Raw genomic sequence first — 26548 nt, forward strand, 5'->3', positions numbered from 1 at the left:
TCACAAACTACACTAATTTCGATATGCTCTATACTTCTTAAGGTTTTATAGATCGACACGCCTCCTTGACCCATGCCGACAATACCTACTTTTACTTTTCGTGTCACTTTTTACCCCCAACTATCCTTTTCCGTTGTCATTGATTTTTTATTGATATTAGAATATTCGCTCTTAATCCTTAAAATCCTACCCCAATTTTAATTATTTAGAAATTTTAGAGGATTGAAATAATTGGGAACTTGAAAAGCCTCAACTTGCTAGTGGTGGTTAAAAAAATAAAATAGGCTTTAACAAACTGTTTTGTTTGTTAAAGCCTATGTATTTGTATTTTTCTTCAAAATTAATACTCGTCCTAATTGCTCTAATTGATTTAATTGCTTATAAATAGAAAATCAATAAATAAAGCGTGGAAATTATAACCGATAGAATCATGAGCGGGAACGCCAATTTCATAAATTGTAAAAATCGGATTTGAATTCCATTTTTCTCGGCTAAACCTGCCACGATCACGTTCGCCGAGGCACCAATTAGGGTCCCGTTTCCACCCAAACAAGCTCCCAAGGACAATGCCCACCAGAGTGGTTCCAGCCCAGTTTGAGATATACCACCTAAATTGCCCATTTGGTGAATCAAGGGAATCATCGTTGCAGTAAAGGGGATATTATCCACAAACGCGGATGCGAAGGCTGATAACCATAGGATGAGCATAGCAGTTAGTTTAAAGTTACCCGCCGTTACATCAAAGGCCCATTGAGCTAATTTATTAATCCATCCGGTCTCCACTAAACCACCAACCACAATGAAAAGACCGATAAAAAAGAAAATAGTGGGCCATTCTACTGATAATAAAATATCTTCCGGTTCTTCTTTAGTAATGAACATCAAAAGAGCTGCTCCAGTTAACGCTACAGTCGCTGATTCCAAGCCTAAGGACTGATGTAAGACAAATCCCACTAATATCAACGCAAGCACAAATAGGCTCTTTTGTAATAACCCATAATCTTTAATTTGATCGACAGGATTCAGCTCTATCAGTTGCTTTTTAAGCTCTTCTTTCACTTCAAGTTTTCGCCTGTATAAAATATAAAAAACGAACATGGTCACAATATGAATCACTAAAACTACTGGAACCAAATTTATGGCAAAATCCATAAACCCTAAATGGGTTTGACTGCCAATCATAATATTGGGTGGATCTCCTATCAGAGTTGAGGTTCCGCCAATGTTACTGGCAAAAATTTGGCTGACGAGAAAAGGCATAGGATTCAGATTAAGTTTATCTGCAATAGTAAAGGTGATCGGAACAATTAATAAGACTGTGGTGACATTGTCTAACAGAGCTGAAAGTAGGGCAGTAACTGTGGCCAAAGCAATTAATATCCGTATCGGTTCCCCTTTAGCTAAGCGGACAGCCGTTAAGCCAAGATACTGAAAAACCCCTGTTCTTCTTGTAATCCCTACCACGATCATCATTCCGACTAACAAACCTAAGGTATTCCAATCAATATGTTCTATGGCTTTTTCTTGAGCTAAGACTCCAGCTACGATTAAAATCATGCCCCCGAGCAGAGCGGCAATCGTGCGATGAACTTTTTCCGAAATAATTAATGCATAGGTCAAACTAAAAATGATTAATGCGAGAGTTGATTGCATTATGTTTTAAACTCCTCTCTAACTTTTTTAACTTTCCTCAGAACTTTGAAACTTGCTTGCTTTTATAGATATCAACAAATCTGATTTTACCATAATTTATTAACTAAATATATAGTTTTAACGGCATGTCCAGAATAATTGGAAAAGTAAAAAAATAAGAACTATTATACATTTGCTAATCTAGCAGTATACAAATAACTGTCGATATAAGACATTAAAGCCTTTTCCGAAATAGGTAAGTCATACCCATTTCGGAAAAGGCCTTAATGCAAAATTACCCTATTCCATTAACACGCGCGGAATATAGAGTGATATTTCCGGGAATACAACAAATACGATCATCGCCGTAATCATCAAGACGATAAAGGGAATTACTCCTCTAACGACTTCACCCAGAGATTCCTTAGCCATCGAACTGACTACAAATAAATTCAAACCTACCGGAGGGGTAATCATCGCCAACTCCATATTGACGGTCATGACAATTGCAAAATGAATCGGGTCAATTCCCAATTGCTTGATAATTGGCAATAATATCGGCAAAGTAATTAAGATGATCGATACTGCCTCTAAAAACGTCCCCATGACAAAGAATACCAGTTGTGTCACAACAAAAAAAAGTATGATATTAAGATTTGCTTGACTTATCCAATCCGCAACTTTATTAGGTACTTGATTATTAGTTAAGTAGAGCGCAAAGACTAGAGCGGCAGCGATAATCAAAAAGATCATCGAAGAGGTATTTATGGTCTCCTTTAAAATCTCCCGAATGTCTTTAAAATGCAGTTCTCGGTAAATAAAGATCGAAACAAAGAGGGTATAAAAAACGGCCACCACGGCTGCTTCAGTCGGTGTGCATATTCCTGAATAAATACTCCCTAGAATGACCACGGGTAAAAGAGCAGCAGGTATGGCTTTTACAGAGGCCTTCCAGCGTTGAGACCAAGTATATTTTTCCCCTCGACCATAATTATTTTTCTTAGCATAGATTATAGCTGAAACGACTAAGATGCTCCCTAGAATTAAACCAGGTACGATCCCTGCCATAAACAACTTTCCGATGGATTCATCCGAAGTGACACCATAGACGATCAAAGGAATGCTCGGTGGGATTAAGATTCCAAGGGTACCGGCTGCTGCTATAAGTCCCATAGCATAGCGTTTTGGATATCCACCGTCTACCATTGCTGGTAGCATAATTGCTCCGATGGCCGCAGCGGTTGCTGGGCTTGAACCGGATATTGCGGCGAAAATCATACAGGCTAAGATAGTGACTACGGATAACCCTCCGGGTAAATGTCCAATCCAGGAGCGCAAGCTCTCAATCAAGTATTTAGAAACTCCCCCGCGGGACATTAAAACTCCTGCTAGAATGTAACCCGGAATGGCCATTAAGGTCGCCGAATTCAAACCAGCAAACATTCGCTGTGGGATCATCATCATGTTAAAGGTTTCCGTACTCACAATAATTGCAATCGTGGACATTGCCAAACTAATGGCAATCGGCACGTTTAACAAAAAGAATACAATAAAGAGTATAAATAACAGAGCTACCATCATCTTAATTACATCCTTTCTGCCACGTGTCCCATTTTGCTAGTCACAAAAACTGTTTCATAAAATTTTATAACAAATCGTAAGGTTAAGAGGGCTCCGGTTAAGGGAAGAATACTATATACTAAATATAGGGGAATTCCTACATCTGTAGACACCTGTCCTGTTTTGTGCGTGAATGAGACTAATTGATAGCCATAAAACCCTATGAAAAGGCTAAACGTAATTCCTACCGTATGAGCAAACAAAGTGACATAATGCTGTACTTTTTTCGGCATGACATTAAATAGCATATCCACCTTGATGTGATGATCATTGCGCAAGGCTACACTGGTGCCAATTAATGTACCCCAGATAATCATATATTGTGAGATCTCGTCAACCCAAGAGCGTGCATCATTGAACACATAGCGCATGATGACGCCGTAAAAAATCAAGGTTACACCTAACGATAGAAGTCCACCCGAAATGATATCCTCAAGGAATTCAAACACCTGCCAGAATCGTTTCAATTTATTTCACCCCTCGCCATTATTATGCCACCATCCAGGGTAACCGCTTAGGATAAAAAGGGTTCTTGCTCGAAGAACCCTTTTATTTATAGCTAATTCTGACTCAACCTTACTTTTTACCTGATTTAATGGCTTCGTCAATTAAATCTTTGCCAAGCACACTTTCAAATTGTGTGTAAACTGGTTTCATTGTTTCTTGGAACACGCCCATTTGTGCTGGCGTTAATTCAGTGAACTGCATTTTTCCAGCCTTCTTCAAGTTATCCATACTCTTTTGATCAAGGAGCTCCGCTTGTTCAACGGCATATTTGGTTGCTTCAGCCATCGACTCATCCAATGCTTTGCGGATATCCGGCTCTAAACCAGCCCAAAAGCTCTTATTGACAATGATCATATAGTCGATTCGACCATGATTTGTGACTGTAAGGTACTTTTGCGTCTCTTGATATTTTTGAGTATCAATATTATTAAAGGTGTTCTCTTGTCCGTCGACCGTACCTTGTTGTAAGGCAGCATAGGTTTCCCCAAAAGCAATAGTCGCAGAACCTGCTCCTAAGGCTTTGAATTGAGCTTCTAGCACTTTCCCCGCTTGAGTTCTAAACTTTAGTCCTTTAAAATCGGCCGGAGTGACTAATGGGCGCTTATTATTTGTAAATTGCTTAAAGCCATTCGGCCAGACAGCCAGCCCTTGTAGATTATATTTATCCAAGGAATTCATGAGCCCCTTCATAGATGCTGAAGCAAAGAATTTATAAACAGCCGCATTATCGGGGAACAAAAACGGAAGATCTGTATACTGGAACTTGGGGTTTAAACCCACTAATTTTGTGACTGACGGTGCAATAATTTGAACATTTCCCGCTTGGCAAGCCTCTAATTCTTCTTTATCTCCATAAAGCTGGGATGACGGATAGACTTCGACTTTTACTTTTCCATTGGTTTTCTTCTCTGCTAATTCTTTAAACTTTAGAGCTGCCTGACCCTTTGGGGTATCAGGAGTCACAACATGGGCAAATTTGACGATAATCGGTTTTACGTCTTCTTTTTTATCTGCGCTGGTGGTTGCAGGTTTTGCACCACACCCAACTAAAGTAAGGGCTAAGACTAGTACTGCACTTAACGCTAAGGCTATAGGCTTTTTTCTAAACATTTTTTCTCCCCCTCAAAATTTTTAATATAAGTACTTTTTACATAAGGTTTCCCTAGCCCTTCCTCACCTCCTTAAATATGTTGTCTTAATTTTTCTCTTGAGGTTCACACATCTTTTTAACGTCAAGTAGAAAATCAGGACCAATTTCTTGTTCTAATTTGGAATAGACCGAGGAGAAATTCTCTTTCCAAGCGCTTTTCTCCTGACTGGTAAGTGTATAAATGTTCATCTTTTTCCGTTTCTGAAGCTCTTCTAATTGTTCTTCATTTAATTCGCGCGCCTTTTCTCTTTCCCATTGAGTTACTTCCAGCAAAGTGCTCTCTAGAAGCTCACGCGCTTGACCAGGAAGTTGGTTCCAAAACTCCTTATTGACAATGACGGCATACCCTAGAAATCCATGTTGGCTAAGCGTTAAATAATTCTGCACTCGATCAAACTCTTTTGTATAAATATTGGAGATCGTATTTTCTTGCCCTTGAACTTGCCCTTCTTCTAAGGATTGATAGACATCATTAAAAGGAAGAAAAAGTGCGTCAGCACCAAAAGCACGAAATTGTTCTTCTAAAATTCCATGAGACATGATCCGAAAACGCAACCCTTTTAAGTCACTTGGTTTGATGATAGGATGCTCATTATTGGTCAAGTGTTTAAAGCCGTTATCCCACATCACCAATCCCTTCATATTTTTCTGTTCTAATTGAGTAAGTAATGTCTGACCTAATGGCCCATCCATTATTTGATGAACACTTTTAAGATCAGTAAATAGATACGGAAGATCCCAGATCTGCCATTGTGGAAATAATTGAGAAACTTTAGAGGTTGCCGGAGCAATCATTTGGACATCTCCCCTGCTCAAGGCCTCAATTTCTTCACCATCTTTGAACAATTGAGAATTTGGAAAAACTTGAACTTCGATTGAACCATTTGATCGTTCCCTAATTAGATTCGCAAAGCGAATTGCTGCAAGACCTTTAGGTGTGTTTTCCTCAACAACATGAGAAAATTTAATGATAATCTTTTCCTTTTTATTGACCTGTTGCCCATCGATGATTCTGGTACCACACCCAGATAGACCCAGAACAACGATCAGGATTACTATAAGCCACCTTTTTCCAACCATACGTCGTGTCCCTTTCAGATTGTCTATTATGAATATTATTACTTTACTATATTTTCTGATAATTCTCTATATTTTGGTCCTTTTGATATTAATGGTCTTATTGGTCTAAATAAATTGAATATTAAAAAAAGTTGTACCCTATAGTACAACTTTGTATTTATTGATGGGTCTACCTACAGCCCCATATTGTGTCTCTAATAATACTCGGTTTATTTTTTCTAAATACTCTAAATACCTGCGCGCAGTAACACGCGCTAAACCCGCTCCTTCTGCGACTTCTTCTGCGGATAGCCCTACCTGGCTTTCTTTAAGAAAATTAAAGACTTGTTGCAACGTGATTTCTCTCAATCCTTTGGGTAACTCCTCACGAGTCCGATTTAAGTGAGCTTCATGCTGAGGATGGATTTTAATCAAGCGATCAAGATCCTCTTGATTCATTTCCCAGCGATTTCGAAACTGCTCAGTATAACTATAATAATTATTAAGAGCCGTATTAATCCGTTCAAATTTAAAAGGTTTAATAATATAATCTACCACTCCAAAGCGTAAACCCGCTTGAACCGTTGCCACATCTTGAGCCGCTGTGATCAATATGATGTCCGTGGGTATTCCCAGGCGACGAATCTCTCTTAAAATTTGGATTCCATTGAAATCCGGCAGGTAAATATCAAGAATAACTAAACGGGGTCTTAAATTTTGGATGATTTCCAAGGCCATTTTTCCAGTTTTAGCCTTACCGCAAATTCGGAATCCTCCAATTCTCTTGATAAATCCTTCATTAACTTCCATCACCATCGGATCGTCTTCAACTAAGACTAAGTCAATCGGATTCATTGTTTCGCCCCTTTCGATCCTTGCAAACGTTTCTTTCGGCACGCTAAGACTGAACGATTTTCAGGGGTATTTTAACTCCAAAACGAGTACCCCATTTTCCAGACTCTAGCTCCACAGTCCCCCCCAATAGTTCGACGGTTTGTTTAACTAGGGATAAACCAATTCCCCTATTTTCTGTTCCTTTGGTTGAAAATCCCCATTGGTATATTCTTAATTGATTTTCTGGAGTAATACCTACCCCAGTATCTTCAACACTCAGTACTAATTCAGTTTGCTCCTGTTTGATACGACAGTGTACTTCGCAAAGCTCGCTACCCACAACGGCTTCCATCGCATTTTCCAATAAGTTACCTAAAATAATAGTCAGGGAGTTACCATCAAAACCCTCTGGCAACTCTCCCAAACTTGAATCCGGATCAAATAAGACATCGACCTTAAGTTCTTTACCTCGGTTATATTTTCCCAAAAGTAATCCAGCTACGCTGGGATGCTTAATCTTGCTGCTTAAAAATCTGGTTACTTCTTGTTGCTCCTCAGTCACTCGATAAATATAGTCCATCGCATCTTGGGCTTTCCCAAGCTGAATCAATCCAGCAATGGTATGCAATTTATTTAAGGATTCATGATTTTGAACCCTTAAAGCTTCAATAAACGTTCTTACTCCCGTTAACTCCTCCGCCATTTTCCGTACCTCGGTTTTATCTTTAAGCGTAATCACACGTCCTACTACCCTCTCCTGAACCCGCACTGGTAAAAAATTAACAAGGACACGAGTTTGGTGAAGAATAAGTTCTGTCGTTACCGTCGGATCATTGGCTGCTAATAAATCCATCAAACCCTTAAATACAACGAGCTCTTGCAATTGAACGCCGACAACCTGTTCGCTGATTCCAGCAATTCGACATGCCTTTTCATTAATGACCGTAATCCGATTCTCAACATCCAACGCCACAACGCCATCATCCATGGCTTGGAATATTGCCACTCGTTCTTCAAGCATCCTCGCAATTTCATTAGGTTCAAGAGAAAACATATTCTTTTTGATATTGCTGGCCAAATAAAAGGAACCTAGAATGCCAAATGCTAACCCTATGAATAGCGAAGAATAGAGTTCAAGTTTTAAGGTACTTATAATATCTCGTATGGTCGGTACAAGAATTCCAACCGCAACTACCCCTACCTGTCGAGTGCCTTCATCCGCCAACACAGGTACGAAGGCACGTACAGAAGGCCCTAAAATTCCGACCGCCTGGGACAGGTATTCCTTTCTTTGCAGAGAAGGTTCCTCATCCCCATCATTAAAGATCGTCCCGATACGATCCAAATACGGATGGGAGTATCTCACTTTTTCCATGTTAAAAATTACAATGTATTCAACCCCAGTGGCAATACGTATCCGCTCTGCAAGCGGTTGAATTGCCTTAGAGCCCTCCAATTTACTTAAATTCTCTTGGACCTCCCGTAATTGAGCCACTGTTCGTGCAATTGCCATCGCTCGATGTCCAATTTCCTGTTCCATCTTATGAGAAATCCGGTTGACGATAATAACTCCAGCCAGAAAGACGGATAAAAATACCAACAGGAATGAAAGCATAGCGATTTTGGTTCCCAATTTCAAATGGGGTATTTTCAACCGCTACTCCTCCTTGAAAAGTCTGAATAATACATATTAATTCGTCAATTTTATTATTATTCCTTCTTATTAACTCTCACAATTTTTTTCCAGAGCATTTATATTGTATACAGTTAATTTTTCCTCTTGTCAACGAACGAATAAAATGTTAAAGTTTATACATATTAGGTGGAGCAATGACGCTCTTTAAAGATTGGAATAATCTTTGAGGGAGTGTCTTTTTGTTTTTTTAGAGTTTAAGCTTGAATTTAAGGAAGGGGTAAACAATAATGGATATTTTTGGAGAAAACGTCTTTAATGACGCAATAATGAGAGAGCGTTTACCAAAAGCTACCTACAAATCTTTACGTAAAACAATTGAAGAGGGGCTTCCTCTAAATCCTGATGTTGCTGAAGTTGTGGCCAACAGTATGAAGGACTGGGCCATTGAAAAAGGAGCAACTCATTTTACCCATTGGTTCCAACCCTTGACCGGAATCACTGCGGAAAAACATGATTCATTTATTTCTCCTACCCAGGATGGCCGCGTGGTTATGGAGTTTTCCGGCAAGGAATTAATCCAAGGTGAGCCTGATGCGTCTTCCTTCCCAAGTGGTGGAATTCGTGCCACGTTTGAAGCGAGAGGGTACACCGCCTGGGACTGCACGTCTCCTGCTTTTCTTAAAGAAGATGGTGGTGTCTTAACGTTATGTATTCCTACAGCCTTCTGCTCTTACACTGGAGAAGCACTCGACAAAAAAACTCCGCTTTTACGTTCTATGCAAACCCTCTCCACACAAGCCTTGCGTTTGTTACGACTGTTTGGCAATACTACATCTACTCGTGTCACCAGCACAGTTGGTGCTGAGCAAGAATATTTTCTCATTGACAAGAAATTCTTCGACCAACGTATGGACCTCATGCTCACGGGCCGGACTCTTTTCGGAGCTATGGCACCCAAGGGTCAAGAACTGGAAGACCATTACTTTGGAAGCTTAAAAACTCGAATAGCCGCTTTTATGCATGACTTAAATATGGATCTATGGAAGCTTGGGGTTCTCGCCAAAACTCAACATAACGAAGTTGCTCCAGGTCAATTTGAGCTGGCTCCCATTTTCGGGACTACCAATATCGCCACCGACCACAATCAACTTGTCATGGATACTATGAAAAAAGTTGCCCTCCGCCATGACATGGTTTGCTTGCTTCACGAAAAGCCCTTTGCTGGAGTCAACGGATCTGGAAAGCATAACAATTGGTCAATGTCCACGAACGATGGCCTTAACCTCTTAGATCCCGGTCAAAGCCCTCACGAAAACTTACAATTCCTCACAATATTATGTGCCATTATAAAAGCAGTTGATGATTATGCTGAATTGCTACGACTTTCAGCGGCTACCCCAGGGAATGACCATCGCCTTGGTGCCAACGAAGCACCTCCCGCCATTATCTCTATTTTCCTAGGCGATCAACTCTCCGATATTTTTAAACAGTTACAAAACGGAGGAGTCAAACGCTCCCTTCAAGGGGAAAAATTAGCGAGCGGTGTCATCACCCTACCGTCTTTCCGTAAAGATTCTACGGACCGCAATCGCACTTCCCCCTTCGCGTTTACCGGCAATAAATTTGAATTCCGCATGGTAGCTTCTTCCCAATCCATCTCAGGTCCTAACGTAGTTCTCAATACGATCTTTGCAGAAGTCTTCTCCCAATTTGCAGATCGCCTTGAACAAGCAGAGAACTTTGATCAAGCTCTTCAACAACTTCTCAAGGAAACTGCCACTAACCATAATCGTATCCTCTTTGACGGAAACGGCTATTCAGACGAGTGGGTTGAAGAGGCAACCAAACGCGGGCTTCCCAATATTACTTCCACCGTTGATGCCTCACTAGTTCTACTGCGGGAGTCCACCGTAAAACTCTATGAAAAACACCAAGTATTAAGTAAAACAGAGCTGGAATCTCGCTATGAAATCAACTTGGAGCAGTATTCCAAACAAATTAATATTGAAGCGCTAACCATGATCGACATGGCTAAGCATCAGATTATCCCTGCCTCGATCAACTATTCAACTCGGTTAGCAAATTCAATCAATGCCATAAAATCCGCTTCAAGTGCTGTTGATGTATCTGTCCAAGAAAACCTCCTGATTGATCTCTGCTCAACCTTGGTTTCCTTCAAAACAAATTTGAGCGTCCTTGAAACTGTAACTCAAGAAGCTACCACTCTGACAAGCGATGCCTACGCTCAAAGTGTCTATTACCGAGATGTCGTCTTTAAAGCCATGGGAGCTCTCAGGATTGACGGAGATAAGCTTGAGACGATCATTGATGCCGATCTATGGCCACTTCCCACGTATGCCCAAATGCTATTCATGCTTTAATAGTATCCACATCTAAAAACATTACCTGATTGCGCGCATGACCTTTATGGGGTAGATAGTTAAACACTATCTACCCCATTTTATTATTAGATATATTCATTCACGTTTTAGACACCCATTTCTAAAAGTGGGTGTTCCATGTTCAGCTTTAGCTTTAGCTTTAGCTGAAACTGATATTATATCCTTTCAGGAGTAAGAATTTCTTTCATTAACCTTGTCAGATCATCAAAGTGTTCCAAAACATGCGCCCCAGCTTGACGTAATTTCTCCATTTTTTGGGATGGCTTACCTGCCCCCCCTGAGATCATAGCCCCAGCATGACCAAAGACGGTTCCTTCTGGCATACGTTCTGTAAAACGCCCAGCAATAAAGCTAAACAACGGTTTAGTGAACCCCCCGCTCTTTAGTAACTCAGCTGCTTCTTCCTCAAAATGAGTACCTGGTTCCGAAAAGGTTACGACAGCATCTGTTTCATGATCAGCCTGATAAAGCAAGAGTAAATCTTTGATAGAGGTCCCAATTAAGGCATCCCCTCCTATGCTAACTGAGGTACTTACCCCGAAACCTGCCCTTTTTACCATCCAGGAACTTTCCGCCGTCATCCCACCGCTACGAGAAATAACCCCTATTCGACCGGGCACAAAACAGCGCTCCACCTTGTCTCCACCAATAGCTCCAACTTTAACCCGGTCCTTCGGAGTTATCATACCTACGGAATTGGGTCCAATCACTCGAACCCCTGCCTGTTTTGCTCTGGTTAAGAATTTCATAGCATCCAATTGAGGTACGTTTTCCGTCGCGATAATCACGAGACTTATCCCAGCGGCAACCGCTTCCAAGACGGCATCATAGACAAAAGCTGGCGGTACATAAACAACCGTTGTATTAATGTTATGTACTTGGACTGCTTTCTTTAACGTATTATAAACCGGTATCCCGTGAACTTCTTGCCCTTCTTTGCCCGGGGTTACCCCAGCTAAGATTTTTGTACCATAATCCAAGCTATGTTGGGCTACCATGGCCGCTTCTCTGCCTGTAATCCCTTGGATAGCGATTCTCGAATTTTTATCAAGTAGTATTGACATTCTAGTTCCCCCCTTCTATTGCCGGAAGACCCTTAATTCGTTCGACCATACGTTTTGCAGCCTCGGTAATACTAGCCTCATCTCCAAAATACTCAACACCCGCGGCCGTAAAAATTTCTTTAGCCGCTTCATCATTAACTCCAGCTTCCCTCACGACCACAGGAAAAGTATGAGGATCCTTGCCTAGATCCTGTAAGGCTTGGACGACACCCTTAGCCATGACGTCAACCTGAGTATTATTCGTAATATTATGGGCCACAAACAAACCACGAACTCCCGGCTTGGAAAGAATCCCTTTGGTTATGCCATAGACTTTCCGTTCTGGTGGATTTCCTCCAACTTCACTATAATTTGCAGGCTTTCCACCAAAGGCAACGAGAGCATCAAAGGAGAGCAAGCTTCCTCCTCCACCACCACATAGAAAGCCAATATCCCCGCCATCCATCTCCGTATAACGCGCTGTTCCTCGATAGGGATCTGCCTCATTAACCTCCACCATCTGCTTTTCAAGTTCAGTTTGGGGACGCCAAGTGCGTTCACTACCTAGCTGAACCATACTTGCTAATTCCGGATGGCGATACATGGCGCTATCATCAATACTCATAACTGAAGCCGCTGCCATAACCTCTCCACCTTCCGTGACAACTAAGGGATTAATCTCTAAAATCGTAGCATCCTTCTCCAGAAAAACTCGAACTAAACGCACTAGGGTTTGAGTCGCAAGGGTTAATAACTTTCCATTAAGCCCCAGCTCAGACCAAATTTCTTTGGCCTCAAAATCAGCCATCCCCAAAATTGGATCAATATGACGAGTGAGAACTTTTTCAGGATGTTCCCTGCTTAAAGTTTCAACATCCACTCCTCCGTCAAGGCTAGCGATAATCACTGGAGCTTGGGCCGTTTTATCAATAGCTATCGACAGATACCATTCTTTGGCAATGGCAATCTTTTCTTCTACTAAAACTTTGTCCACCGGAAAATGACTCACAGTCATAGCCAAAAGTTCTTGAGTACGCTCAACCGTTTCCTCAGGGTTGCTCGCAAATTTAATAGCCCCTGCTTTGCCTCGTTTACCGACGGGAACTAAGGCTTTTAACACGACGGGATATCCAATCTCATGTGCCTTTTCCACAGCTTCCTTTGGTGTACGGGCCACGCTGTTGCGAGGAACCAAAACACCCGCATCACTGATAATTTTCTTACTGTAATTCTCCAGTAATTTACCCAAAAATAAACCCTCCCTAATATGTTCTTGGTGTTCATTGTTTGTTATTCATTGTTTGTTGTTCATTGTTTGTAGTTTGTTGTTTGTTGTTTGGTTTACTGCCCAAATCATTGTAAAGACAGAGCTAGTAATCTTCCCGGTAATGAGAACCGATACTAATAGTTCTCTGCAAAGCAGCATCAACAATCAAGTTTGAGGCAATTACCATCATTTTCTGTTGACAGTACTGCAATAAATCTCCGTAGGTTCGCAACGACTGAGTGTTTAAGTGGGCAGCAATCATGAATAAATCCGTTTTTGCTTGCTTTAGCCCTCTTTCAGAGCGAATTACTCCTACATTAACCCCCATTGAGCGCTTCAAATCTTGTCCAATATTCGGCTCCAACTCTGAGGTAGTAGTCTGCAGACTACTCTCAAGCCCTTCACTTGGCCATTTGCCCAATCGTGCTTCTAAATGTGCTTCAAGGAGTGGACGACTCCAACTAGTGGAACTCGATTGAAGACCTTCAGCCGCCGCGAATCTCCCAGCCCGCTGACCAAATACGGCAGCTTCCGTTAATGCATTACCTGCTAGTCGGTTTGCTCCGTGCAAACCCCCGGCTGCTTCACCACAAACCCATAACCCAGGGACTGAGCTACGACATTGTGGGTCAATGGCAATCCCGCCATTCATAAAATGCTGGGCGGGTGCCACTTCTATCATCGTGGCACCCTGGAAAGCGGTTAAAATATCCTGATAGTTTTTAGTCATTATTTCTAGAGGAACTGCTGAGAAATCAACATAGACACTACCACTCTCCATACCCCTTCCCTCAGTAATTTCCTTAAAATTGGCTCGTGCCATAACATCCCTTGTGGTCATATCTGCCTGGGGAGAATAGCGAGACATATAGGCTTCACCAAGCCGATTTCTTAGAACAGCTCCATCTGCAAAAGGCGCAGTGGAAAGGACTAACCGTGGAGTGGCAACCGTGACAGCCGGATGAAACTGGATAAATTCCATGTCTCGCAGGGTCGCTCCAGCTTGATATCCCAGGGCATAACTGTCCCCACATACATCTCGAGCGTTCGTACTTCGCTGGAAGAGACCTCCAGCTCCACCCCCTGCTAATACGACTGAGTTGGCCTGAATTATGCAAATCGTTGCCTCCTTTTTGAGTAACCCAATTGCCCCACAAACTCGACCATTCTCTAGTAATAAGCTAATAATTAAGATATTATCCAAAAACTCGACTCCAAGTGCCTTAGCCCTGTCCGCTAATGGTACGGATAAAGCCAGACCCAGTGTATGGGAAGATTTTGATACTCCTTCAGCTCGTACAATACGAAAGCGAGAATGGCCAGGGGAACCCTTAATCAGGAGATCATCCCCGTCCTTTTGGAACTGAACGCCCTGTTCCATCAACCAACTTATGCCCCCTGCCGCTTCTGTAGCTAACACCTGGACTAAATCTCGTTGATTGAGGTTCCCCCCGCCAGTTAGAGTATCCTCAATATGGCGCTCGACGGAATCATTGGTTCGCAGGCCCTCCCACACAACCGCCATATTATTTTGAGTCATTACCGTGTTTCCTGAGCGCCCCGCCTTGCCTTTACTAACCAAGGAAACCTTCGAACCAGTGCCGGCAGCTTCTATCGCAGCACTTAACCCAGCCAAACCGCCGCCGATAATTAAAACATCGGTCGAAATTTGATGCAATTGCAATTCCATTGTCATCCATCGTTCCTTTCATGAAGGGCGTTATCTAATTTCCAAGACTCTCACTTCTTGTGGGGGTCCTTACTTATTAAGCCAGCCCTTAATTCCAAAGAAAGTGGTAGCTCGGTTAAGACGAGCAATAGACCTCGTTAAGGGAATTTCTTTTGGACAGGCCTTAATACAGTTTTGGGCGTTGCCACAATCGGCAATCCCCCCTTCATTCATCAGGGCTTCCAGTCTCCTCTCTCGTTGCAAAGCCCCTGTTGGATGAGAATTCATCAGATCCACCTGGGCAATTGGCGCAGGACCTATAAATTTTGATTTAGAGTTTACATTTGGACAGGCTTCCATACAACAACCACAAGTCATGCATTTTGAAAGAGCATAGGCCTGCTCCTGTACTTTCGGAGAAACTCTGGGCCCCGGGCCCATGTCATGAGTGCCATCGATCTCAATCCAAGCCTTAACTTTACGCAGGTTGTCGAACATCACTTTGCGATCCACGACCAGGTCTTGAACCAGTGGGAACTTGGTGAGGGGGGCCAAATAAATAGGTTGAGTCAACTGATCGACTAAAGCGGAACAGGCCTGACGAGCTTGACCATTAATCACCATGGTACAAGCACCACAGACTTCCTCTAGACAGTTACAATCCCAGGCCACTGGCGTAGTCCTCTCACCTTTGGTATTGACTGGGTTTTTTTGGATTTCCATCAGTGCTGCTACCACATTCATTTTGGGAAAATACGGAATCAGAAACTCCTCGATGTAAGGAGCAGACTGAGGATTGGCTCGACGTTTAATCACAAATTTGACATCCTTGGACATTTTACACAGTCACCTCTTTCGCTACATCGTAGCGTCGCTTACGCGGTTTTATGAAGCTAGTGTCAACGGGTTCATAACTAAAGTTCGGGCCATTCGCCGTCCATTCTGCCTTGGTTGTTTTTAGCCAATTTTCATCATCGCGCTCCGGATAATCTGGTTTATAATGGGCACCACGACTTTCGTTGCGGTGATAGGCTCCAAGAGTAATAACCCTAGCCAAAGAAAGCATACCCCAGAGACGACGTGTAAAAGGAAGAATTTGATTGCCCCAAGCAGCACCATTACCTACCCCAATATTTTTATAACGCTCCATAAGTTCCTGGATTTTTTGGTCGGTAGTCAATAGTTGGTTATTATTGCGAACAACTGTGACATTATTAACCATCCACTCACCTAGCTCTTGATGCAATTTATAGGGATTTTCCTGACCTTGCATCGCAAACAAAGCCTTTTGTTTAGCAACTTCCCGTTCTTTGGCACGTTCAAAAAGAGCTAGAGGCAAATCAGTATAATGTTGCTTAAGTCCGTTACTATACTCAAACGCTTTAGGTCCAACTACTGTACCCGCATAGATAGCAGCCACTAACGAATTACCCCCCAAGCGATTGGCACCATGGTACTGATATTCACACTCTCCAGCAGCAAACAAGCCCGGTATGTTGGTCATTTGGTTAAAATCCACCCATAATCCACCCATTGAGTAATGCACAGCCGGAAACGTCTCCATCGGTACCTTGCGTGGATCATCTCCGATAAACTTCTCGTATATGTCAACGACCCCTGCCAGCTTACGATCGATCTCATGGGGATCTAAATGCGTAATATCCAAATAAACTTTATTTTCTCCATCCACACCCAACTTCATATCCACACAAACTTTAAAAATTGCCCGGGTAGCAATATCCCTTGGTACCATATTCCCATAGGCCGGATACCACTCCTCCAGGAAATACCAGGGCTTTCCATCTTTATAGACCCAGACGCGTCCGCCATCCCCCCGGATTGATTCCGACATCAAACGTAATTTATCACGTCCAGGAATGGCGGAAGGATGAATTTGGACAAACTCCCCATTTGCATAGGTGGCTCCTTGCATATAGGCTGTGGCCGCCGCAAACCCGGTATTTATCGTTGAATTCGTACTACGCACATAGATCATGCCCGGACCACCTGTGGCTAGAATCACAGCATCTGCCGGAAATACTTGAATTTCAAGACTTTTCATGTCTTGCACAACCGCTCCCCTACAGCACCCTTCTTCATCACGTACTATAGAAAGCAGTTCCCACTCTTCATAGCGAGTGACCAACCCTTCATCCTCATAGCGACGGACTTGTTCATCCAGCGCGTAGATCAACTGTTGACCAGTGGTAGCCCCGGCAAAAACAGTTCGCGAGTATTTGGCTCCGCCCAAACGACGAACATCCAGGAACCCTTCCGGAGTTCGGTTGAACTGCACCCCCATCCGATCCATCAAATTAATAATGCTTGGAGCAGCTTCGATCATATTCTTCACGGGCGTTTGATTAGCCAGGAAATCCCCACCGTAAATCGTATCGTCAAAATGTTCCCAAGTTGAGTCCCCTTCTCCTTTAGTATTGACGGCCGCATTGATGCCCCCTTGAGCACATACTGAGTGAGAACGCTTACAGGGAACCAACGAAACTAAATCTACTTTTTGACCGCGTTCAGCCAACTTGATCACGGACATTAGGCCGGCTAAGCCGCCCCCTATGACAATTACTTTTCCGCTCATCTCCGACCCTCCTTCAAATAAACGCCAGTAGGGCATTAATCCCTACAGCCGTTAAGATTATAAACACCGCGAAGCATGCGTAAGCCGCTGTACGTTGAGCTTGTTCTCCCACAGTGACCCCCCAGGATACCAGAAATGACCACAAACCGTTGGCAAAATGTCCGAATGAAGCAAGCATTCCAAACAAGTAAAGAATGAGTATTACTGGTTCGTTCAAAGCCGTCCTCACAAATTCGAAATCAAGGTTACTGTTGATAAAACCCTCCGAAAAGCGCAATACCGCGACATGCCAAATCACAAATAGTAACGTGATTATGGCAGTTACTCTTTGCAGATAAAACAGCCAGTTGCGAAAATAGCGATAGTTTAAAGTATTGTTTTTGGTTAGATAAACTAGCCAAACTCCGTAAAGCGCATGATAGATAATCGGTATAAAGATGACCACTAGCTCTAAGAACCACAAGTAGGGAATACTGTGCAAGAGCGCAACCCCACGGTTAAAATCCTCTATACCTAGAGTTGCCATAGAATTAATAAACAAATGGACCATCAGAAAAATTCCCAGAGGAAGTATCCCGGATAGTGAATGAAGTTTACGCCAGAAAAATGTATGTGTCACAGTCACATTAATCCTCCTTCTATCTGCCTAGGAATCCAGAAAGGTTGGTAAGCTCTTCTAAGTGACTAATTCCAGCCACTAACTCTTGTACACGTGCCGCATCAAAGTGCGAACTGGCCAATTCTCGAAATTTATTGACCAATTCGGTTTGGCTGATGGGATGCTCTGGGTCGCCAGCGGGGTAATCTGTCCGTTGACTGAAAATCTGTCCAGTTGTATCGGTAATCTCAACAATTGCCGGCCACTTTGCCGGATAAAGCGCTGAGACTTCCGGATCCTCAATCAACTCAACCTGACTCATCAGGGTACGAATTGAGGGGTCGGCTAATGTCTGTTCATTAAAGTCACCCAACCCCGCTTTGCGTTGTTTTGCGGCGAGAGCAACACAGAAGGGTAAACTAAATTTTGCGGCGTACAACGTATCCGGTTGGTAATTACCTGTTAGATCAATCGCGATCGGATAAGTCCTTACGACGATTTTGGCAATTGTTTCAGGGTTTAGGTTATGCTTTTTAACTAAATCTAAAACCAAGTCAATGGCATGGTGAGTATGACGACAGGAAGCATGGATTTTGATACAGTTTTCAAGGATTTTATAGCCCTGACCTAGTCCAACTGTTATTTTGTTGAGGTCGTACTCCTTCGCAGTAGCTCGGATAAAGCCTTTTTCTCCTTCAAGAATCCGGCTTGCCCCTGTAAAACCCCGACGGGCTAGGAGAGCTGCTAAAAGACCATTGAGAGCCGCTTTGCCAGGGTGCAGATGTTTGCTCATAGCACCATCCTCCAGAAATTCCCATAAACCAGCGGCCTGGGTACCTGCCGTGCCTAACGTATGGACCAATTGTTCCTCAGTTAGACCAAAAATCTTTCCTGCCGCTGCCGCAGCTCCGAAGGTCCCCACCGTTGCGGTAGTGTGCCAATAATAGTAGTGTGCTGGTGTAACTGCCTCCCCTATTCGAATCGCCACCTCATAGCCGGCAACGATCCCCTCAATCAACTCACGACCACTTGCTCCAATTTTTTCAGCAGCTGCCAGAGCCGCTGGAATAATAGGCGCTCCTGCATGAATAATTGACGCCTTGTGGACATCGTCTAACTCCACAATGTGGGAAATTGCACCATTGACCATAGCCGCTAAAATGCAGGATGTCTTTTCTCCTGTACTGATTAGTGTCGCCTCAGGTTTCCCTCCCAGCTCTTCAACTACCGCTAATACGATACGCCCAGGTTCACATTGGACACCCGCAGCGGCAGAACCTAACCAATCTAGAAAAGCATTCTTAGCAGCCAAAATCACGTCTTCAGGTAAATTTTCAAAGTTAAGTTGCTTAATGAATCGCGCAAGTTCCAGGGAAATACTCAAATTTAAGCCCCCTTTTTCATGAATTTTCTAACTATTTAGAATTTATATATGCAAATTCTATGCCACTCTTTAAACAACAAAACACCGCTTGTAAAGCGATGTTTTGTTTAATAATTAAACATTAGATAAGTTTTTGTTTGTTATTTAAACAATAACTGAGGATGAACTGATTGATCTTGTTCATTTTCAGGACACAATTAACAACTATCCCTAGATTCACTCGTGTGTAATGATATTTTTTTCCATAATGTCGTTCTGCTAATGTCCAAAAGACTCACTGCATTCCGTTTATTTCCTTTGCAACGTTGCATAATAGCATTAATCAGCTGCAACTCCATATCAGCTAATGTCCCAACACGGACGGCAATTGTCTCATCGACCACTAGCTCAGAAATTTGCCCAGTTTCATTTGCTTTAATCACCTCTGATTGGCAAATTGTCCGGGGTTCGGTCGCTAAATTCAATGGCTTAGGAGCAGATTTAGGGATCCCGGCTACTTGTTCGGAACCGTCAAGTAAATTGCGCAGTTCAGGAAAGGAAATTATAAGTTCTAATCGTTCAAGGGGTTGACCTTCTCCAACTAACACAGCATATCGTTCTAGAACGTTTTCTAATTGCCTAACATTTCCGGGCCAATTATAGTCTTCTATAGCCTGAATAAATTCCCTCGACAGAACTGGACGATAGCCAAGCTTAGCCACGAGCTTATTCATTAGAAACTCGATTAGATCTGGAATGTCTTGTTTTCGCTGGCGCAGGGAAGGTAAAAATAAGTTAAGTACATTTAATCGATAGTAGAGGTCAGAACGAAACTGACCCGCGTCAACGGCGGCCTGCAAATCTTCATTGCTGGCAGCTATAATCCGAACGTCCACTGGTATTACTCTATCTCCACCAAGGCGACGCACCTCTTTGGTCTGTAATACTCTGAGCAACCCAGCTTGTAAATTAAGTGACATTTTACCAATTTCGTCTAAGAACAGAGTGCCCCCATTAGCAAGCTCAAAAAGTCCACTTTTTCCTCCTTTTTTCGCACCTGTGAAAGCTCCCTCATGGTAGCCAAACAGTTCACTTTCCAGTAAACTCTCTGGTACCGCAACACAATTGAGGGCGACAAAGGGACCGTTACTCCTCGGACCATCCGCATGTATACTTTGGGCAAATAACTCTTTGCCTGTACCACTTTCTCCCCATATTAGAACTGTCGCCTCAACTTGGCTAAAACGCTCCGCCTTAGCAATCGTATCCTTCAAAGCCGAACCGACTAAGTCACGAAAGGTATAATGCGCCACCAGCCCCTTTGCTGCACTTACCTTGCGTTGATGTTCTTCTTCTCGTTTTTTTACTTGCTTAAATTCAGCAAGTTCCTTCGCCTGAGCTAAAGCTCTAGCAACTGTACTTCGGCTAGAATAAATTAGTAAACCGACCATCCCAAAGGCATTAGCTAAGCGTAAACCCCAGTGACCCCCGCCCACCACAACTTCACAACCATCATGATGGGCCTTTTCCATCTGTACAGATAGTTCATTCATCGTACGATACGGATAATACCTTATCTCCTGACCAAGCATAGAACGAACCTGAGACAAAAACCCTTGATCATTTAAGCTGGGATGGTTCAAATATCCGATCTGTCGGCTCACAGTCTGTGCTTTAGCTAATGCCTGAAAAATATCAAAGTCACTTGGAGCAAGAGTCACTAGCGGCAATGAAAAGTTTTGTCTCAAAAGTTCTGCCGTTGCTCCTCTACTCACTATCACTTCAGGACTCATCATTTCTATAAAATGTCCAACTTCAGCTACAGCCTCTTCTAGTACAGCCTCGATCACATTGATTTCAAGCTTCAGTGGTTGGGCAAGTTCTTTAACCAGAACAGTAAGTTCTGGGTAGGCAGATGTCACAAGAATTTTGCTCATAAGCTCCCCCAAGAACAGGAGTGACCATTCTCCCGCTCAAATTCTCTCCAAGATCCTCGTAAGTATAGTATCTCCATTATTCGACATTCGTGATGCCATACCCTGCTACAACCCACAGAATATGGACCCAGAATATGGGCCCATATTTTTTCCAAATGCGAAGCTTATAATTGTCGGCGCCAATAATTAGAGTAGATAGCCCCTAGTGGATTATGCGCGAGCACTCTGTCTTTGACCACTAGTGTCGTCACCGGTGCTTCAGAGTATTTTGTAAAAAGAATATCATGACCAATACACAATCCGACGATCAAATTAAGCTGTGTGCCTAGTTTATTGAGGTATTTCACCTGGCCGACAGGGTTACAGGCTGCTTCATAACGTTCCGGCTTAACATTAGGTATCTCATATTCCTTTTTATCAACCCCACAGACTTTGCAACATACCGAATGCACTTTAAAATGCTTTCCCAAAATTGCCGAAATCTCTTTTACCTCTTTGCTTAGACCAACACAGAAGCCGATCCCTAATGTACGATAGTCCATTTCCTGACAGAACTTAATCACTTCCTGTATACGAGTGATCTTCATGTAATACTCTGACTCAATACGACTAGCTGTGGCTAATATCTTTCGGTTTTCCTCTATCCCGTACTCAGGCTGCTGGTACCCTTGATCGTAGCAACTCTTTCCCTGATAACACGCATTGTCTAGTTTGCAGTTCGCGCAGTCCATGACGCTCCCCCCTAAATCTTATCATATGCTGTAGCTTACAATCCCAAAACAAACTGAATAATAGTCATTATTTTCTGTTAACTTTCTATGATAAGCTTACTTTAAGTTTCCTCTAGGGGCAATGTTTAGGTCATATTGGTAATTAGGGCAGCTTCTTAAGCTTGCCAAAAGCATCTTGCATAATATAATACGAGGGCTTCAATCGTTCGTGAAAGGAGGGCGTATCCGATTCTTGCCACGAATATAAATTCATATTCGTAGATTCAACCACTTGCTTTTCTTTGAGCAAGATCCCTCCGATATAAAAACCGTTAGTCTTCGTAGATTGAATTCCTGTTTTGTACAAATCATCCATGATCATTTTTGTAGAAGGGTCCGTAACATTTAAGAGCGCCCACGGTATTCTGATTTCGATATTGTTACTGACAACTATGAAATCTGCAAGCGAGTTATAATCTTTACTTAAAGGATTTCCGTTGCCAAACAGCAGTTTCCCGGTTTCATAATTACTAAAAGGAATCGTTCGTTTATCTACAGGCAAGTAGATTTCCTTATTTAAAGTTAGGTATTCAGGGTTGAAAATTCCTGAATTCTTTTTTTCATAATCAGGGTTTAGTTCAATCAGCTTAAGTTGTTTGGCATATAGATAATAGAATGAATCATAATAGGAGTCCACTAATACCCTTGAATTTTCGTTACCATTTATTTCAATGATGAAATCCGTGGGGCTTTTGAAAGTCACATTGTACTTCGGATAGGTACTATTTCCTTGATTGGGAATAGAATCTATAGGGATTAAAATAGTGTCTTTCTCAAAGTCAAAATGCTTAGCATTAATTCTTAAATAAAGATATTTTTCATCAGATTTAGCATAGATGCTTAGGTTATCTCCGGTAGCTAAAGGTTTTTCGTTTTCCCATTCCGTTACATCGCCATCTACATAGGAAACGGAGGTTGTCATTCCTGGGTCAAAGGCCAATAAGCCAAATTCTTGTTCACTCGTTTGAGGATTAGACCAGAATGGCCGTCGATCCGGGATGTCAAAATCCATAGTGTTCCAGGAACGTTTAAACCACTCATCTTGCCAGGTAAAGACAAGCGCTCCCGCATACCCTTCGTCATAGATATCCTGTAACATATAAGCATCCATGTTGCCTTGATCTTGTTCACTGATCATTCCTTGGTTAAAACCCATTTTACTGAGATGAGTCATGCCTCGGGAAGCGGGTACTCCATATTCCGCTACAAGGACAGGCATATCATGCTGTTTGATCAAGTCAGCTAGATAGGCTTTATAGGTATCTATTTTGCCGTCTGTATTTTTATAAGTTATATATTCCTTTTGATAATTCAAGAAATCCGGGTAATAAGGATAAATGTGATAGGAAGCAAACAATCCAGGTCTGAAGTCGTTTGTAGCTTTTATATGGCTTGGATTAACCGTTGCCAAATCCTCTTGTTCCGAAGGTTCATTAGTATGTACTAACATATCTGTTGTAACCCAATTAGCAAAGGCTACAGGTCGTTGCATTTTGTAGGTTGTTGTTTCATAATCAATCGCATAATCCCCGATTTCTGCTTGGAACGCTTCATAAGGTGAGGCATTTTGAGTATGAAGATATTGCCCATTAAAATTTGTTTTGGCGGGGTTTTTCGCATTGGTTGCATTCACGAACTCAGCATTGATTTCAATGCCAAGTATAAAACCAAGGACATACGAAGAGATATCTTTGGTATAGGTTCCGCTCGCGTGTCCGGACTTAGGGGGGATTATTTGGTTTCCATGAAGTACGCCAATGATCCTTTTAATATCCTCTTTTAAAGTATCTTGGATTTGGGGAGCATAAGCGTTTTGGAATTTTAGAAGATCTTCTTCATTAATCCATAATCCTTGTATTAAGTAAAGCTTAGTTTTGGCAGTTTGATTATATTCATAAAAAGCGTCATAAAATACTGGACTTAAAATGGTATAGACTCTTATGGTATTGGCATTCATTTCTCCAATGTATTGAAACCATCTTAAATACTCTTGCTTGGTAACCGCCATTTCACCGGGGAATTTTCCAGGAACGCCCACTCCCATGTTAACTCCTTTAATAAATTCCTTCTGCCATTGTCCATCTTTGAATATATAGAATGATTTGGAATCAACTTTGGCAATGTAGGATACGCCATTTTCCTCAATCATCCTTTTGCCATTACATCCGCTCAATGGCAAAGAAATAACTAAAAGTACCGTTAATATAAGAATTAGCTTTTTCACATGAATACGCTCCTTAAAATTTTCTGTCACTCTATGCCGAAACACCCTTTCGTTTCATCTCACCCCAACTCTGCTTTTTGCCTCTAACGGCCGAAATAAGGGATTGCACGCGCCAAAGGGTCATAATAGGCCGATACCAAATTGTCTCAGACAAGGCAAAGAAAAATAAGCGATTGAGTTCAGATATACTCCTATAATTTTCAAGCCTCCATTCCTCAAGAAGAACGGCACCTACGGACATAAATGACCCGTATACTACCGTTAGCAAAATAAGAGGTAGAGAATATTGAAGCTGGACTTGACCGAAGGCCAAGCCAATAACAATTACCAAATAACCTACCAACTCAACGACCGGACCCAATAATTCCACTAGGAGGAAATAGGGCATCGAAATAAAGCCGATCGCACCGTATTTCGGATTTAGAATCATTTTTCGGTGAATCCACAGGCTGTCAAATAAACCGCGATGCCATCTGATCCGCTGTCTTTTTAAGACTTTTAAATCCTCAGGCGCTTCTGTATAACACACTGGATCTGCAACATACTCGATTTTAGCTCCCCATTCATTCTCGATATTCATCCTGTGGAGACGAACTACAAGTTCCATATCCTCTCCGACTGTTCCCACCCTATAACCACCTGCTTGAACGACCCTTGCCGTTTTAAAGACTCCGAAAGCCCCGGAAATAATAAGGAGGAGGTTCTTTCGGCTCAACCCAATTCTCCCTATAAGGAAAGCTCGCATATATTCGATCGTTTGCATCACGATCCAAGGATTCTTGGAAAGCCTCTTCTCCTTTATTTGTCCTTGAATAATTGTACTTCCGTTGGCGATAAGCACATTTCCCCCAACAGCCAAAATTTCTTGCTCGTTAGCTTCTATAATTGGCTTCATCATCTTAAGGAAAGAATCCGGTTCTAAGATGGTGTCCCCATCAATAGAAGCAAAATACGGATATCGGGCCAAGTTAACCCCTACGTTCAGCGCATCTGATTTCCCGCCATTTTCTTTGTCGACAAGGATTAATTGAGGAAAAATTTCTGAATAGTAAACCATTTTAAGCGGCTTGGTCTCGATTCCGTTGCGCTTTTGGAACACTTTGTTTTTCATGGGGGTCATTTTAAACCGATCAATCATTTTCTGCATCGTTTCGTCCTTTGATCCATCATTGACCACAATAACTTCATATTGAGGATAGTTCAATCGTCCGCTTCCTGTAATTAGGGATAATACTGTTTCGATGATACCCATCTGCTCGTTATAAGCCGGGACGAGAATAGATATTGGCGGAGTAAACGCTGAGTTTCTTATCCGTTTGTAGGGTTCGACATTATGTAGACCACGTTCTCTCTTAATCTGTTTAAACGACATCAGGAATAGGATTAAATAAAAAAAGCAGATAGCCAATAAATAAATGAAAATAAGGTCATTTAAGAGCTTTAAGTTGAATTGTGCGAGTTCCCATAGTTTATTCATAATCCATGCTTCTCTCTAACCATTCCTTGGCAATATTCCTGGCATAATTATCAGGGTGCTCAGCGATGATGGAGAGAAGCATTTCTCGTCCATTCTTATATTTGCGTAGCGATTTTGCTGCTTCTGATCTTACGATATACCCTTTGTCACTGATGAGTAGCTTCAGGTACGGTAAAAACCGTTCTTCCCTTATACTCCCCATGAGTCTGGCCAACATCATCCTTTCACTCATGGACTGTGGAGCTTGCCATTCTTTCTTTTGGAAGTTTTCGTCTAGAATCCTAATAATAACGTCTGGTGAACTAATATATTCAAGACTCGCTATCGTTTTAGCTGCTCTTACTCTCATTTCGCGCTCGTTAGCATTCAACAATGTTTCCAGCAATTCTTGCAGCTTCAACGAGCGCAAATTTTTATCACCGAAGACATCCAGAGTACTTAACCTCCATTCATAGGGAAAGTCATAAAAATTTTGTACGTAGCTCTCGAAATTATTGGGAATTATCAAACGGCTCATCATTTCTTTTAACAGAAAAGGAGGAAGTCCCTTTGAACCTTTAATCAGGTCCTGAAGGTAGACGTAGTCAAAATCAGCCAATATGAGATAGATCTGGTATCGTTCCTCAGCTGAGCATTTCTTGATCTTCAAATGTTTTAATAAATCTTCCTGCATCATTTCAATCTTAAAAAGATCTACGAAATATAAAGTATTCATACGAACGCTCCATCTGGAGTGAAACAACCTTTTTCTGTACCTTGGAACAAAA

The 26548-nt window shown here is 42.1% G+C and carries 20 protein-coding genes; 1 reads left to right on the plus strand and 19 read right to left on the minus strand.

The features are described from left to right. Positions 1-378 precede the first annotated feature (378 nt). The 7 genes from UF75_RS14325 to UF75_RS14355 form a co-directional block, all read right to left on the minus strand. A complete protein-coding gene (locus UF75_RS14325; RefSeq protein WP_045575281.1) occupies positions 379-1653 on the minus strand; it encodes an ArsB/NhaD family transporter in 1275 nt (424 codons plus the stop codon). Between the two features lie 279 nt (positions 1654-1932). Then, entirely contained in the window at positions 1933-3213 is a 1281-nt protein-coding gene (locus UF75_RS14330; protein WP_045575282.1) for a TRAP transporter large permease subunit, read from the minus strand. Positions 3214-3218: 5 nt separating this feature from the next. Continuing rightward, the gene (locus UF75_RS14335) at positions 3219-3719 is read right to left on the minus strand and encodes a TRAP transporter small permease (RefSeq protein WP_045575283.1); all 501 of its coding nucleotides are present in this window, start codon (positions 3717-3719) and stop codon (positions 3219-3221) included. Between the two features lie 109 nt (positions 3720-3828). Further along, positions 3829-4869 carry a DctP family TRAP transporter solute-binding subunit gene (locus UF75_RS14340; RefSeq protein WP_045575284.1) on the minus strand — a complete coding sequence of 347 codons (1041 nt, stop codon included), beginning with the start codon at positions 4867-4869 and terminating at the stop codon, positions 3829-3831. 85 nt (positions 4870-4954) lie between these two features. Continuing rightward, complete coding sequence (locus UF75_RS14345; protein ID WP_045575285.1) at positions 4955-5989, minus strand: DctP family TRAP transporter solute-binding subunit; 1035 nt, start codon at positions 5987-5989, stop codon at positions 4955-4957. Positions 5990-6127: 138 nt separating this feature from the next. Beyond that, positions 6128-6823: a response regulator gene (locus UF75_RS14350; RefSeq protein ID WP_045575286.1), complete on the minus strand. Its 696-nt coding sequence runs from the start codon at positions 6821-6823 to the stop codon at positions 6128-6130. Between the two features lie 43 nt (positions 6824-6866). Next, positions 6867-8456: a sensor histidine kinase gene (locus UF75_RS14355; protein WP_045575287.1), complete on the minus strand. Its 1590-nt coding sequence runs from the start codon at positions 8454-8456 to the stop codon at positions 6867-6869. 269 nt (positions 8457-8725) lie between these two features. Between UF75_RS14355 and UF75_RS14360 the strand changes: the two genes are divergently transcribed. Next, on the plus strand, positions 8726-10819 hold the full coding sequence (locus UF75_RS14360) for a glutamine synthetase III (RefSeq protein WP_045575288.1): 2094 nt from the start codon (positions 8726-8728) through the stop codon (positions 10817-10819). 176 nt (positions 10820-10995) lie between these two features. Here the strand turns inward: UF75_RS14360 and UF75_RS14365 are convergent, their stop codons facing one another. The 12 genes from UF75_RS14365 to UF75_RS14420 form a co-directional block, all read right to left on the minus strand. Further along, the gene (locus UF75_RS14365; protein ID WP_045575289.1) at positions 10996-11904 is read right to left on the minus strand and encodes a CoA-binding protein; all 909 of its coding nucleotides are present in this window, start codon (positions 11902-11904) and stop codon (positions 10996-10998) included. 1 nt (position 11905) lies between these two features. Then, complete coding sequence (locus UF75_RS14370; protein ID WP_045575290.1) at positions 11906-13132, minus strand: ATP-grasp domain-containing protein; 1227 nt, start codon at positions 13130-13132, stop codon at positions 11906-11908. A 121-nt stretch (positions 13133-13253) separates the two neighbouring features. Next, positions 13254-14846 carry an FAD-dependent oxidoreductase gene (locus UF75_RS14375; RefSeq protein WP_045575291.1) on the minus strand — a complete coding sequence of 531 codons (1593 nt, stop codon included), beginning with the start codon at positions 14844-14846 and terminating at the stop codon, positions 13254-13256. A 63-nt stretch (positions 14847-14909) separates the two neighbouring features. After that, on the minus strand, positions 14910-15656 hold the full coding sequence (gene sdhB / locus UF75_RS14380) for a succinate dehydrogenase iron-sulfur subunit (RefSeq protein WP_045575292.1): 747 nt from the start codon (positions 15654-15656) through the stop codon (positions 14910-14912). A 1-nt stretch (position 15657) separates the two neighbouring features. Continuing rightward, a complete protein-coding gene (gene sdhA, locus UF75_RS14385; protein ID WP_045575293.1) occupies positions 15658-17412 on the minus strand; it encodes a succinate dehydrogenase flavoprotein subunit in 1755 nt (584 codons plus the stop codon). A gap of 13 nt (positions 17413-17425) precedes the next feature. Continuing rightward, the gene (locus UF75_RS14390) at positions 17426-18037 is read right to left on the minus strand and encodes a succinate dehydrogenase (RefSeq protein ID WP_242860241.1); all 612 of its coding nucleotides are present in this window, start codon (positions 18035-18037) and stop codon (positions 17426-17428) included. Positions 18038-18050: 13 nt separating this feature from the next. Then, positions 18051-19394 (minus strand): MmgE/PrpD family protein, encoded by a 1344-nt coding sequence (locus UF75_RS14395; RefSeq protein WP_045575294.1) that lies wholly within the window; start codon positions 19392-19394, stop codon positions 18051-18053. Between the two features lie 197 nt (positions 19395-19591). After that, positions 19592-21310 (minus strand): sigma-54-dependent Fis family transcriptional regulator, encoded by a 1719-nt coding sequence (locus UF75_RS14400; protein ID WP_045575295.1) that lies wholly within the window; start codon positions 21308-21310, stop codon positions 19592-19594. A gap of 164 nt (positions 21311-21474) precedes the next feature. Continuing rightward, a complete protein-coding gene (locus tag UF75_RS14405) occupies positions 21475-22041 on the minus strand; it encodes a DUF1847 domain-containing protein (RefSeq protein ID WP_045575296.1) in 567 nt (188 codons plus the stop codon). Positions 22042-22183: 142 nt separating this feature from the next. Continuing rightward, complete coding sequence (locus tag UF75_RS14410; protein WP_045575300.1) at positions 22184-24304, minus strand: hypothetical protein; 2121 nt, start codon at positions 24302-24304, stop codon at positions 22184-22186. A 31-nt stretch (positions 24305-24335) separates the two neighbouring features. Then, positions 24336-25781, minus strand: a complete 1446-nt coding sequence (locus UF75_RS14415; RefSeq protein WP_045575297.1) for a glycosyltransferase — start codon at positions 25779-25781, stop codon at positions 24336-24338. Then, on the minus strand, positions 25774-26548 hold a 775-nt coding region (locus tag UF75_RS14420), incomplete at its 5' end, for a HEAT repeat domain-containing protein (RefSeq protein WP_207642481.1). The genes UF75_RS14420 and UF75_RS14415, both read right to left, overlap by 8 nt.

Source organism: Desulfosporosinus sp. I2 (assembly GCF_000960765.1).
Taxonomy (GTDB): Bacteria; Bacillota; Desulfitobacteriia; order Desulfitobacteriales; family Desulfitobacteriaceae; genus Desulfosporosinus.